Below are 11,295 nucleotides of genomic sequence, written 5' to 3'. Positions count from 1 at the left end.
CCATGACGCTGTGGAGACAGGGCATCGCATCAACAAATATGCTGGCGCTCTGTCATAACCAGGCCAGTTATGGCTTCATCGCACCCTGCACGCTGGTGTAGACCGCATACAGCGATGACGAGCCGCAGATATAAAGTCTGTTTCGCTGCTGGCCGCCGAAACACAGGTTGGCGACGGTTTCCGGGATGTGGATCTTGCCGAGGAGATCGCCGTCTGCCGTGTAGCAGCGCACGCCGTCCTCGTTCGGATCACCCCAACCCACCGAGCACCAGACACGCCCGTCTCTGTCGGTGCGCAGGCCATCGGTAATGCTGGGTTTCGGCATCTCGGCGAAGACCTTGCTGTTCGACAGCTTTCCGGCCGCAAGATCCACATCGAATACCCGGATATGCGACGGGTTGTCCGGCCCGTCGGTGAAGCCGGTGTCGATGATATAGATCTTCTTCTCGTCCGGCGCGAAGGCGAGGCCGTTGGGCTCCACGAAGTCATCGACGACCACTTTGATGTCGCCGGATTTGGGATCGACCCGGTAGACGTTGTGCTTTTCCTGCTCGGGATTGGCTTTCACGCCCTCATAGAATCCGCCGATACCGTAGACGGGATCGGTGAACCAGATCGAGCCATCGGACGCGACCACCACGTCGTTTGGCGAGTTCAGCCTCTTGCCGTTGTACTTGTCGGCGACGATGGTGATCGAGCCGTCGAGCTCGGTCCGGGTGACTCGTCGGCCACTATGTTCGCACGTCAGCAGGCGTCCTTCCCGATCGATGGTGTTGCCGTTCGAGTTCATCGACGGCTGGCGATAGACGCTGACGTGACCGTCATCTTCCGAGAAACGCATGATGCGGTTATTGGGAATGTCACTGAACAGCACATAGCGTCCGGCCGGGAAATAGACCGGGCCCTCGGCCCAGCGGAAACCGGTTGCGACGCGCTCGACCGCCATCGTGCCTGCGAACGCCGGGAATCCGGCGGGCCCGAATGACGTCTTGGGATGCGCTGACTCCAGATGGGAATCCGGATAGCGGCTCCCCGGGAGCGGGCCCAGGGGCAACGGGGCAGTGGACCTTGTTGGAGTGCCTGTTTGGCCAAACGGCGGTACGGTCTCGCCAGACGCCGCTTGCGTCGTCACCGCCGCCGCAGCGAGCGCCGCCGCGCCTTTCAGGAGTTTGCGTCGGTCAAAGCCATGAGCTTCGACCGGCGAGGCATTGTCAGGACTATGGCGTAGATCTGTCATATGCGTCCTCCCAGGTTTTTGTTGGAAGGACGGCATACGCCATAATCTGGGCACAATGCGGGCAAGTTGTTTGTAAAACAACTTGCGATTGTTGCAGTGCAAGCAGCCGTGTCGCGACGCAACTGGATGCGGACGGTCGGCTCAGATCGGATCCCAGCTGAAGATGTCGGCGGAACGGTCGAGCTTGTAGAACGAGGGCTTCAGAGCCGGCATCGCGTGTTCCGCGACTGTCTGCGGTGTCCAGCCTTCGCCGCGGTGGACCGAGCGGATCGGCCGCGACTGGCCCATCAGCACAATCTCGTTCATGCGCACCGCAAACACCTGCCCGGTGACGTCTTTCGCTGCGTCGCTCAGAAGATAAGCGACAACCGGCGCGATCTTTTCCGGTCCCATCTGCTTCATCCGCTCGACGCGTTCCCGCTCGGCTTCGGTTTCGGTCGGGATGGTCCCGATCATGCGGCTCCAGGCAAACGGCGACACGCAGTTCGAACGCACATTGAAGCGATGCATGTCGAGCGCAATCGACTTGGAGAGGCCGACGATGCCGAGCTTGGCGGCGGCATAATTGGCCTGCCCGTAATTGCCGATCAGGCCGGAGGTCGAGGTGAAGTGGACGAAGGAACCGCTTTCCTGTTCCCGGAATAGACGCGCTGCAGCATGGGCGACGTAGAATGAGCCCAACAGATGCACCTTGATGACGGCCTCGAAGGCCTCGACGCTCATCTTATGGAAGATCATGTCGCGGAGGATGCCGGCATTGTTGACGACGCCGTCGAGCCGGCCGAAATGATCGGTGGCGGTCTTGACGATCCGGCTCGCCGGAATCGCTTCGGCTACCGACTCGAAATTCGCGACCGCTGTGCCGCCGCGCTTCTTGATCTCCTCGACCACTTCCTCGGCGGGCGCGGCGCTGGTGCCGGAGCCGTCGGAGGCGCCGCCGGGGTCGTTGACGACCACCTTGGCACCTTCGGCTGCGCAGAGCAGGGCGATCTCGCGGCCGATGCCGCGGCCCGCGCCGGTGACGATAACGACTTTGTCCTGAAGTAGTTTGCTCAATGCTGCCTCCTGCTGTCATTCCGGGGCAAGCGAAGCTTGAACCCGGAATCTCGAGATTCCGGTTCGGTCCTGCGGACCGCCCCGGAATGACGAGCCTCGTTATTTCTCGTTCGTAAAAATGATCGTGCCCGACGCGGCGAACATGCCGCCGACGCCGTGACATACCGAGATCTTCGCGTTCGGCACTTGCGCTGGCGCAATGCCGCGCATCTGCCGTACGCTCTCCTGCAGCGCATACATTCCGTACATTCCGGAATGCATGTAGGAGAGGCCGCCGCCGTTGGTGTTGAGCGGGAGCCTGCCGCCGGGCCGCGTATGACCTGCTGCGATGAAAGGACCTGTCTCTGCATGCGGCATGAAGCCGAGATCGCCGAGCCCGAACAAAGGCAGGTGCGCGAATGCGTCGTAAATCATCAGGTGATCGACGTCTGAATGCGTGATGCCGGCCTCCTTGAAGGCGAGGGGACCCGCGACCTTGAAGGCGCGCGACGAGGTGAAGGTCTCCATCTGGCTCACCATCGGCGTCTCCACGCTCTCGCCGGTGCCGAGAATGTAGACCGGCTTCTGCGGAAAATCCTTGGCGCGGTCGGCCGATGTCAGGATCAGGGCGCCGCCGCCATCCGTCACCAGACAGCACTGCAGCAGCCGGAACGGATAGGCGATCATACGCGAGTTGAGCACGTCGTCGACCGTGATCGGCTCCTTCATCATGGCGCGCGGATTTTTCGCCGCCCATTCGCGCTGCACCACGGCGACCATCGCGAGCTGCTCATGGGTGATGCCGTAGGTCTTCATGTAGCGCAGCACCGGAATCGGAAACATGCTGGGCGGGCCGAACACGCCGAACGGCGCCTCGAACTGACCCTGCAGGCTGTCGGCCGCAATCGAACGCGGCGGCTTCCCGATCATCGGCTTGCCGCTTTCGGCATGGGTGATCAGCACCGTTTTGCAAAGGCCCGCTTCGATCGCTGCGGCCGCATGGCGCACATGCAGCATGAACGAGCAGCCACCGACTGAGGTACCGTCGACCCAGGTCGGCGTGATGCCGAGATAGTGGCAGACCTGCTGCGGCGTCTCGACCGCGGTCGCGAAGCCATCGATATCGGAGAGCTTCAAGCCGGCATCGGCCATCGCGTTCAACGCCGCATCCGCATGCAGCTGGAGCTGCGACATGTCGGGGATCACGCCCAGCTTGGTGGTCTCGGCGGCACCGACCACGGCGACCTGGTTTCTGCGCATGCGCTCTATCCCTTCGCCGGCCGGAACAAGGGCAGGGTGATCTGGTCGTCCAGTTTTTCGAAGGTGACTTCCAGCTTCATGTCGAGCTCGAGCGCCTCCGGCGTCTGCGGGCAGCCCGTGATGTTGCTCATCATCCGCGGCCCCTCATCGAGCGCGACAACTGCGATCGCGTAAGGTGGCGTGAAGCCGGGCGCCGCAGGGCGGTGATTGATGACGTAGCTATAAAGCGTGCCCTTGCCGGATGCCTTGAACACACTCACCTTGCGGCTGGCGCAGGACGGGCAGAACGGACGCGGTGGGAAATAGACATGTGCGCAAGAGTCGCAGCGCTGCAGCCGCAGCTCGCCGGCTTGCGTTCCATCCCAAAAATGCTGCGTCTCGGGTGTCGGTTTGGGGCGTGCACGCGCTGCCTCGGCCATAGCTGTCGTCCTCCCGGAAGGCGGGCGCGGCCGCCCCTGATTTGCAGAAGTGATGCGCCATTTGACTATTTGGCGTCAACGGTCCATCACTGCCTGCATGCCGGTCGACGGCATGCGCATAAGCAAGGGCCGACACGGCGCGCTTGTTGTCTGACGAGGGCGCGGTCAATTGCCGCCATACGAAAAAAGACGAAAAGAGACCCAGGGAGGAACGGATGTTCAGGCTGACGGGTGCGGTCATGGCCGCGGCTTTGGCGTTTGGTGGCGCGGCCTTCGCTGCAGATGCTCCCGCCGAAATCAAGATCGGCACCCTCTATGCTTCCTCCGGCCGTTATGCCTCGATCTCGATGCCCGTGCACAGCGCTCTGAAGCTCTGGGCGGACCAGAAGAACGCCGAGGGCGGCGTCTATGTGAAGGCGTTCGACAAGAAGATCCCGGTCAAGCTGGTTGCCTATGACGATCAGAGCAACACGGCCACCGCTTCCACGCTGTACAATCAGCTCGTCACCCAGGATAAGGTCGACCTTCTGGTCGCCGATTCCGGCTCGGTTCTGACTGCGCCTGCGGTCACGATCGCCCGCGATCACAAGATGTTCCTGTTCGACCAGACCGGCACGGGGGCGAGCTTCTTCTCCAAGGACAATCCCTACATCGCGCTGATCGCCGATCCGGTCTCGACCGTTTGGCCGAAGCCGGTCGCCGATTTCATCACCCATGATGGGCCTGCGCTCGGCATCAAGAAGATCGCGATCCTCTATGCGACCAATGAGTTCACGGGGACGCAGGCCAACGCCTTCCGCAAGTTCGTCAAGGAGTCGGGCGCGCCGATCGAGATCGTCTATGACCAGGGCGTGCCGACCGAGACCACCAACTACACGGTGATCATCAACAACATCAACAATGCCAATCCGGATGCCGTGATCCATTTCGGTTACGCGCCGAATGACATTGCCTTCCTGCGCAACGTTCAGGATGTCGGCGTCAAGTTCAATATGCTGTTTGCGATCTATGCCGGACTGGAAACCGAGCTCCTGGAAAAGAACATCGGGGCCAGGGGCCTCGAACATATCTGGACCTATGTGCCGCCGTCCGAGATCGACTATCCCGTCAACTTCGGGATGACCATGAAGGACTACAAGGCGGCCTGGGATAAGAAATATACCGACGGCAAGATCGAGTTCGGATTCAACGCCGTTGCGGGCTACACCACAGGCCTCGTGATCGAGAAGACGCTGTCGGTTGCGACCTCGCTCGACCAGATGGAGCTACGGCGCGCCGTGTTCTCGCTCTCCGGCCAGCTCAAGACGCTCGACGGCACCTTCGCGCTCGACGAGATGGGCGGCCAGATCGGCGAGCTGACGCCGCTCGGGCAGCTCACGCTGGACGACCACGGCCATATCAAATTCGTGTCGATCTATCCGCACGAAACCGCCACCGGCAAGCCGGTCTATCCGGCGCCGTAGTGTTGCAACAGCGAGGGGAGGAACTCCGGGGGCAGGGCTGGAGATGCTGAGTTACGCGCTGATCGCCGGCGTTCTGTTCGGCCTCTATTTCAGCCTGGTCGGTATTGGCCTCAATCTGGTGTTCGGCGTCATGCGCATCGTCAATCTTGCGCATGGCGACACCATCATGCTGGGCGCGTTCATCGCGCTCGGCGTGGTGACGCTGGCCGGCATCGATCCCCTGTTCGCGGTGCCGCTCGCCTTTGTCGTGTTCCTGCTCGCCGGCGTCTTGCTGTATTGGGTTCTGGTGCCGCGGCTGCAGGGCTCGTCCAACCCCGAGATGTTGTCGATCATCCTGTTCTTCGGCCTGTCCCAGGTGATCGAGGCCGTCACCACGATCTTCGCCGGCACCAGCGAACGGTCGATCCAGAGCCGGCTGCTCGGCACCGTCTTCACCACCATCAAGGTCAAATGGTTCGGCGGCACGCCGGGCCGCGGGGGACCGATCCAGATTCTCGGCCAAGGTTTTCCGGCGCCATGGGTGATCGCTGCCGTCACCAGCCTGATCGCGATCGCTCTCGTCTACCTCTATCTCTACCGGACTCGGCTCGGCACCTTGACCCGCGCGGTGATGTCGCGGCGCGATGAGGCCTTCGCGACCGGGATCGACGTCGATCGTGTGTCGGCTGTCGCTTTCGGCATAGGGCTCGGGCTCGCCGCCATTTCCGGCGTGTTCGCGCCGTTCATGTTCGGCTCGATCACGCCGGCCTTCGGTGCTGATGCGACCGTGACATCCTTTGCCATCGTCGTGCTGGGGTCGCTCGGCAATCCGCTGGGCACCGCACTCGGCGGCATCGTCTATGGCGTCTGCTACATGCTGGTGCAGACCTATTTGAGCTCATGGGCCGATCTGCTGCCCTATGTGCTCCTGATCCTCATCCTTCTGTTGCGTCCGAGCGGTCTGCTCGGAAGGCGGGTGCGCGTTGCATAACGGCTTCAAGCACACCTTGATCATCCTGGTGCCGCTGCTGATCGTGTTCGCGGCTCTGCCCGGCGTGTATCAGAACCACCTTCTGCTGTTCAACTTTGTGATCTTCCTGATCCTCGCGCAGGGGGTGAACATCATCTACGGGTTCACCGGCTATTTGCCGTTCGGCTATGTCGGCTTCTTCGGCGCTGGCGCCTATGGCTTCGCGGTCATGGTGATGCATTTCCAGACTCCCGCGGTGGCGGCCGTGCTGGTCGCAGGCCTCGTTGGCATAGCGCTTGGACTGCTGCTGACGCCGCTGCTGCGGCTCACGGGCGCCTATTTTGCGATCGCCAATCTCGCAGCCTCGCTCGCCGTGCTTCACCTCGTCGCCAATCCGGCGCTGGAAAACATCACCAAGGGACCCTACGGCGTCTCGCTGACCGGTACCTTCAATCCGTCATTTGCCTACGATGCTGCCCTGGTGGTGCTGGCGATCACACTGGGCGGTGTCATCTATCTGCGCAATTCGAGCTTCGGCCTCGCGCTGCAGGCGGTGCGCGAGGATGCCGTCAGCGCCGCCATGGCCGGCGTGGACGTGGTGAAGATGCGCGTCATCGCCTGGCTGGCTTCGGCGCTGGTCGCCGGTCTCGCCGGCGGCGTGTACGCCTGGTACGTCTCGGTGTTCTATCCCGACAACGTGTTCTCCGGCGAGTTCTCGATCTTCGCCATCGTGTTCGCGCTGTTCGGCGGCGTGGCCACGATCCTGGGGCCCATCGTCGGCGTGATCATCCTCTATGGCATCTACAACCTGATCGGCTTCACCACGCCGCAATATTTCCAGCTCGTCTACGGCCTCCTGATCATGGGGCTGGTGCTGTTCCTGCCGGCCGGCCTGATGTCGCTGGCGACAAGGAGAGGCTGGCATGTCCCTTGAGACCACGCCGATCCTCGACGTCAACAGGCTGGTGAAGCGCTTTGGCGGCTTCACGGCGCTCGATGGTCTGAGCTTTCACGTTGTGCCCGGCGAAATCCTGGGACTCGTCGGGCCAAACGGCTCGGGGAAGACCACCGCGATCAACGTGATTTCCGGGCTTTATTCACCCGATGGCGGCGGCGTCATCTTCGAGGGACGCGCGGTCGGTGGCGTCGCCTCGCACAGGCTGGTTCATCGCGGCATCAACCGCACCTTCCAGGTGCCGAAGCCCTTCATGTCGCTCTCGGTGCGCGAGAATGTCGAGGTTGCGCTGGCTTATGGACGGGCCGATGGCGTGCCGCCCGCGATCGATGCGCTACTTGAGGAATACCGGCTGGCGGATGTCGCCAAGCGGCCCGCAGCCGATCTCAACAGCGCGCAGCAGAAGATGCTGGATCTCACCCGCGCGCTCGCCACCGCGCCGCGCCTGCTGCTGCTCGACGAACTCGCGGCCGGCCTCAACCCGGCCGAGCTCGACTGGATCGCAGACCGCATCAAGGCCCTCGCGGCAAAGGGGATGGCGATCATCGTGGTCGAGCATCTGATGGGCTTCATCGAGCACATTACCGACCGCGTCATCGTGATGAATGCCGGCAAGGAGATTTTTGAAGGCAAACTCGCCGCTGCGGTGAAGGAGCCGCAGGTGATCGAGGTGTTCCTGGGAGGCGAGCATGCCGCCTGACGCGACGGCGCTGTTGCAAGCAGCCGGCGTCGATGCCGGCTATGGCACCATGCAGGTATTATGGAGCGTCGATCTTGACGTGCGCGCCGGCGAGACCGTGCTGCTGCTGGGAGCCAATGGCGCGGGCAAGACCACGTTCCTGAAATCGCTGGTCGGCCTGATCGAGACGCGCCATGGCAGCATCCAGCTTGGTGGCGACGATATTACGCGCATGCGTTCCAGCGACCGCATGCGCCGCGGCATGACCTACATGTCGGAGCTTGCAGTGTTCCCGGATCTCTCGGTCGAGGAGAATATCCGCATCGGCGCGCAGGCGCTCGGTCACCGCGATGCCGATGTGGACGACCTGTATGCGCTATTCCCGGTCTTGCGCGACAAGCGCAAGGATCCGGCATCGAGCCTGTCGGGCGGGCAGCGCAAGATGCTCGGCATGGCCAAGGCGCTCGCGGCGGACCCGAAGCTGTTGGTGCTGGACGAGCCGTCCGCCGGCCTGTCGCCGCTGTTCGTCAAGGAGGTGATCCGGATCCTGAAAGGTCTGCAAAGCCGCGGCATCGCGCTCCTGGTTGCCGAGCAGAACATCGGCTTCCTGGAGGTCGCGACCCGCGTGTTCGTGCTGGAGGGCGGACGCATCCGCTTTTCCGGCACCGTGGCGGAAATGACCGACAACGAGGCGCTGCGGCGGGCCTATTTCGGGCTGAAGTGATCCGGTCCTATCGGTGGTGGCCGCGCGGGGCAGGCCCGTCCCGCCGGCAATTGTCGTGGCCGCGCCGGTCAGCTATGAGCTGTCTCACCCCCCCTGAAACTGCGGCGCCGGCCGCAGATGGAGAGCGATGAGGCATCATGAGCGCAGCACGTCCGACCCTTGTTTCATTGGCTGATGATCTCGCAAGCGGCCGGACCACATCGCGCAAGCTGGTCGAGGAGTGCCTGACGCGGATCGCCGATCCTGATGGCGAAGGGCAGCGCACCTTCATTCACGTCGACAAGGATGCGGCACTGGCGGCCGCCGATGCCATGGATGGTCTGCGCAAGGCCAATGCCGCGCCGTCGCGCTTTGCCGGCATTCCGGTCTCGGTCAAGGACCTGTTCGACATCAAGGGGCAGGTGACCCGTGCCGGCTCGCGCGCGCTGGAGGATTCCGCGCCGGCGGATGCCGACGCGCCGGTCGTGGCGCGGCTGCGCAGGGCCGGCTTTGTGGTGATCGGCCGTACCAACATGACCGAGTTCGCCTATTCCGGCATCGGCATCAATCCGCATTACGGAACTCCGAAGAGCGCCTGGAAGCGCGAGGTCGGCCATGTTCCGGGCGGCTCCTCGTCCGGCGCGGCCGTTTCGATCGCCGACCGCATGGCCTATGGCGCGCTCGGTACGGATACCGGTGGGTCCTGCCGGATTCCGGCGGCCTTCAACGGCATCGTCGGCTACAAGCCGACGCAGCGCCGGGTCCCTCTGGACGGCGGCGTGCCGTTGTCGACCACGCTCGACAGTTTCGGGCCGCTCGCCAACACCGTCGAGTGCTGCGCGATCCTCGATGCCGTGCTGGCTGACGAGCCGATCAAGCCGCTGCAGCCGCGCGCAGTCAAAGGCCTGCGGCTCGCAGTGCCCACCACCGTCGTGCTCGACCAGCTCGATGCGGAGGTGGCGCAGACCTTCGATCGCGCGCTGGAGACGCTGTCGAAGCTTGGCGCGCTGGTCGAGCGCATCGAATTTCCGGAGTTCCTTGACGTCGGCATCATCGGCATGAAGGGCGGTTTTGCTGCTGCCGAGAGCTATGCTTGGCACCGCTTCCTGATCACCAGCAAGGGCGATGTCTATGATCCCCGCGTCTCGGTCCGCATCATGCGCGGCGAGGCGATCACCGTGCCGGAATATATCGAGATGCTTGCCGGCCGGCGTTCGCTGGTCGCACGCGCCGCTGCGCGCATCGCGCCTTACGATGCGTTGGTGATGCCGACCACGGCCAATGCGCCGCCCAGGATCGCCGATCTCGCTAACGACGAGGCGTTTGGCCGCGAGAATATCCGCGCGCTTCGCAACTGCACCATGATCAACATGATGGACGGTTGCGCCATTTCGCTGCCGGCCCATCCCGCGGGCGAGGTCCCGGTCGGCCTGATGCTGGCGCAGTCCGGAGGCCAAGACCGCAAGCTGTTCGAGATCGCGGCGGGAATCGAGGGCGTGATCCGCGGGTAGTGCCCGGTCAGATGGGAACTCTCGGTCCTCCGTGAGTTCGAGCGAAGCGACGCAATCGAGTCTTGGAAAACCGGATCGCTTCGTCGCGGAGCCTGCCCTCGGGCTCGCCAAAGGCGAGACCCGGGGCTCCTCGCAACGACGAACAGCCCGCTGCCTCCAACTGAAGCTCACATTTCGCGGAAATCGGGTGGCGAACTGCGTGCTTTTGTAGCACCGTCGTCATTCCGGGATGCGCGCTCTTGCGCGCAGGCCCGGAATCCATAACCACCATCGTGAGTATGGATTCCGGGCTCGCGCTACGCGCGTCCCGGAATAATAAACTTGGATTCTCGGAATGGCCAATCTCAAGCCAGCAGCTTTTCGCGCCGCCACTCCTGCCGCCTCACGGGTCGATGCGATCGACTGGGCGCAGGTCGAGCGTGACCTCGACGCGCAGGGCTGCGCGATCCTGAAGGGTCTGATTTCGCCGGATCGATGCCGTGCGCTGGCCGCGCTCTATCCTGATGATGCGCATTTCCGCAGCCGGGTCGTGATGGCGCGGCACGGGTTTGGGCGCGGTGAATACAAGTATTTTTCTTATCCTTTGCCCGAACCGATCGCGCAGCTGCGCCCGCAGCTTTATGCCCGTCTCGTCGGGGTCGCTAATCGCTGGAATCAGACCATGGGCATCGACATCAGCTATCCCGAGGACCATGACGCGTTTCTGCAGCGCTGCCACGCGGCCGGGCAGACGCGGCCGACGCCACTGTTGCTGCAGTATGAGGAAGGCGACTACAACTGCCTGCATCAGGACCTCTATGGCGAACACGTGTTTCCGATCCAGGTTGCGATCCTGCTGTCGGAGCCGGGGCGCGATTTCGAGGGCGGCGAGTTCGTCCTGACCGAGCAGCGCCCGCGCATGCAGTCGCGCGCCGAGGTGGTGCCGCTCCGCCAAGGCGATGCGGTGGCTTTCGCGGTGCATGTCCGCCCGGTGCAGGGCACCCGCGGCAGCTACCGCGTCAATATGCGCCACGGCGTGAGCCGGCTCCGGTCCGGTCGTCGCCACACGCTGGGTGTGATTTTCCATGATTCGAAGTGACCTGCA

11 protein-coding genes are annotated in these 11,295 nt (G+C 63.3%); 7 read left to right on the top strand and 4 right to left on the bottom strand.

The window, feature by feature from the left end; genetic code table 11:
• Positions 1-67: 67 nt before the first annotated feature.
• The 4 genes from BRAS3843_RS11655 to BRAS3843_RS11640 form a co-directional block, all read right to left on the bottom strand.
• Complete coding sequence (locus tag BRAS3843_RS11655; protein ID WP_083841355.1) at positions 68-946, bottom strand: SMP-30/gluconolactonase/LRE family protein; 879 nt, start codon at positions 944-946, stop codon at positions 68-70.
• A 432-nt stretch (positions 947-1,378) separates the two neighbouring features.
• Positions 1,379-2,293, bottom strand: a complete 915-nt coding sequence (locus BRAS3843_RS11650) for an SDR family oxidoreductase (RefSeq protein WP_008969083.1) — start codon at positions 2,291-2,293, stop codon at positions 1,379-1,381.
• Positions 2,294-2,392: 99 nt separating this feature from the next.
• Positions 2,393-3,532: a thiolase gene (locus BRAS3843_RS11645; RefSeq protein WP_008969082.1), complete on the bottom strand. Its 1,140-nt coding sequence runs from the start codon at positions 3,530-3,532 to the stop codon at positions 2,393-2,395.
• A gap of 5 nt (positions 3,533-3,537) precedes the next feature.
• Entirely contained in the window at positions 3,538-3,951 is a 414-nt protein-coding gene (locus BRAS3843_RS11640) for a Zn-ribbon domain-containing OB-fold protein (RefSeq protein ID WP_008969081.1), read from the bottom strand.
• Positions 3,952-4,166: 215 nt separating this feature from the next.
• Here BRAS3843_RS11640 and BRAS3843_RS11635 point away from each other — a divergent pair, with 215 nt between their 5' ends.
• From BRAS3843_RS11635 to BRAS3843_RS11605, 7 genes are all read left to right on the top strand, one after another.
• Positions 4,167-5,414: an ABC transporter substrate-binding protein gene (locus BRAS3843_RS11635; protein WP_008969080.1), complete on the top strand. Its 1,248-nt coding sequence runs from the start codon at positions 4,167-4,169 to the stop codon at positions 5,412-5,414.
• Positions 5,415-5,457: 43 nt separating this feature from the next.
• Positions 5,458-6,384 (top strand): branched-chain amino acid ABC transporter permease, encoded by a 927-nt coding sequence (locus BRAS3843_RS11630; protein ID WP_008969079.1) that lies wholly within the window; start codon positions 5,458-5,460, stop codon positions 6,382-6,384.
• On the top strand, positions 6,377-7,297 hold the full coding sequence (locus BRAS3843_RS11625) for a branched-chain amino acid ABC transporter permease (RefSeq protein WP_008969078.1): 921 nt from the start codon (positions 6,377-6,379) through the stop codon (positions 7,295-7,297). Before BRAS3843_RS11630 ends, BRAS3843_RS11625 begins: the two co-directional genes overlap by 8 nt.
• Positions 7,287-8,018 (top strand): ABC transporter ATP-binding protein, encoded by a 732-nt coding sequence (locus tag BRAS3843_RS11620; RefSeq protein WP_008969077.1) that lies wholly within the window; start codon positions 7,287-7,289, stop codon positions 8,016-8,018. The genes BRAS3843_RS11625 and BRAS3843_RS11620 overlap by 11 nt, the downstream gene beginning before the upstream one ends.
• Positions 8,008-8,721 carry an ABC transporter ATP-binding protein gene (locus BRAS3843_RS11615; protein WP_008969076.1) on the top strand — a complete coding sequence of 238 codons (714 nt, stop codon included), beginning with the start codon at positions 8,008-8,010 and terminating at the stop codon, positions 8,719-8,721. The genes BRAS3843_RS11620 and BRAS3843_RS11615 overlap by 11 nt, the downstream gene beginning before the upstream one ends.
• Positions 8,722-8,858: 137 nt before the next feature.
• On the top strand, positions 8,859-10,211 hold the full coding sequence (locus tag BRAS3843_RS11610) for an amidase (RefSeq protein ID WP_008969075.1): 1,353 nt from the start codon (positions 8,859-8,861) through the stop codon (positions 10,209-10,211).
• Between the two features lie 334 nt (positions 10,212-10,545).
• Positions 10,546-11,289 carry a 2OG-Fe(II) oxygenase gene (locus BRAS3843_RS11605; RefSeq protein ID WP_008969074.1) on the top strand — a complete coding sequence of 248 codons (744 nt, stop codon included), beginning with the start codon at positions 10,546-10,548 and terminating at the stop codon, positions 11,287-11,289.
• Positions 11,290-11,295 lie beyond the last annotated feature (6 nt).

Source organism: Bradyrhizobium sp. STM 3843 (assembly GCF_000239815.1).
Taxonomy (GTDB): domain Bacteria; phylum Pseudomonadota; class Alphaproteobacteria; order Rhizobiales; family Xanthobacteraceae; genus Bradyrhizobium.
Note: the sequence above shows the minus strand (reverse complement) of the source record. Positions and strands in the feature narration are given on the sequence as shown.

Bases quoted from the DNA above. Each gene is read 5' to 3' on its own strand.
- BRAS3843_RS11605 (WP_008969074.1), top strand. From the start codon at position 10,546: ATGGCCAATCTCAAGCCAGCAGCTTTTCGCGCCGCCACTCCTGCCGCC.
- BRAS3843_RS11635 (WP_008969080.1), top strand. From the start codon at position 4,167: ATGTTCAGGCTGACGGGTGCGGTCATGGCCGCGGCTTTGGCGTTTGGT.
- BRAS3843_RS11630 (WP_008969079.1), top strand. From the start codon at position 5,458: ATGCTGAGTTACGCGCTGATCGCCGGCGTTCTGTTCGGCCTCTATTTC.
- BRAS3843_RS11655 (WP_083841355.1), bottom strand. From the start codon at position 946: ATGGCGGTCGAGCGCGTCGCAACCGGTTTCCGCTGGGCCGAGGGCCCG.
- BRAS3843_RS11610 (WP_008969075.1), top strand. From the start codon at position 8,859: ATGAGCGCAGCACGTCCGACCCTTGTTTCATTGGCTGATGATCTCGCA.
- BRAS3843_RS11640 (WP_008969081.1), bottom strand. From the start codon at position 3,951: ATGGCCGAGGCAGCGCGTGCACGCCCCAAACCGACACCCGAGACGCAG.
- BRAS3843_RS11620 (WP_008969077.1), top strand. From the start codon at position 7,287: ATGTCCCTTGAGACCACGCCGATCCTCGACGTCAACAGGCTGGTGAAG.
- BRAS3843_RS11615 (WP_008969076.1), top strand. From the start codon at position 8,008: ATGCCGCCTGACGCGACGGCGCTGTTGCAAGCAGCCGGCGTCGATGCC.
- BRAS3843_RS11645 (WP_008969082.1), bottom strand. From the start codon at position 3,532: ATGCGCAGAAACCAGGTCGCCGTGGTCGGTGCCGCCGAGACCACCAAG.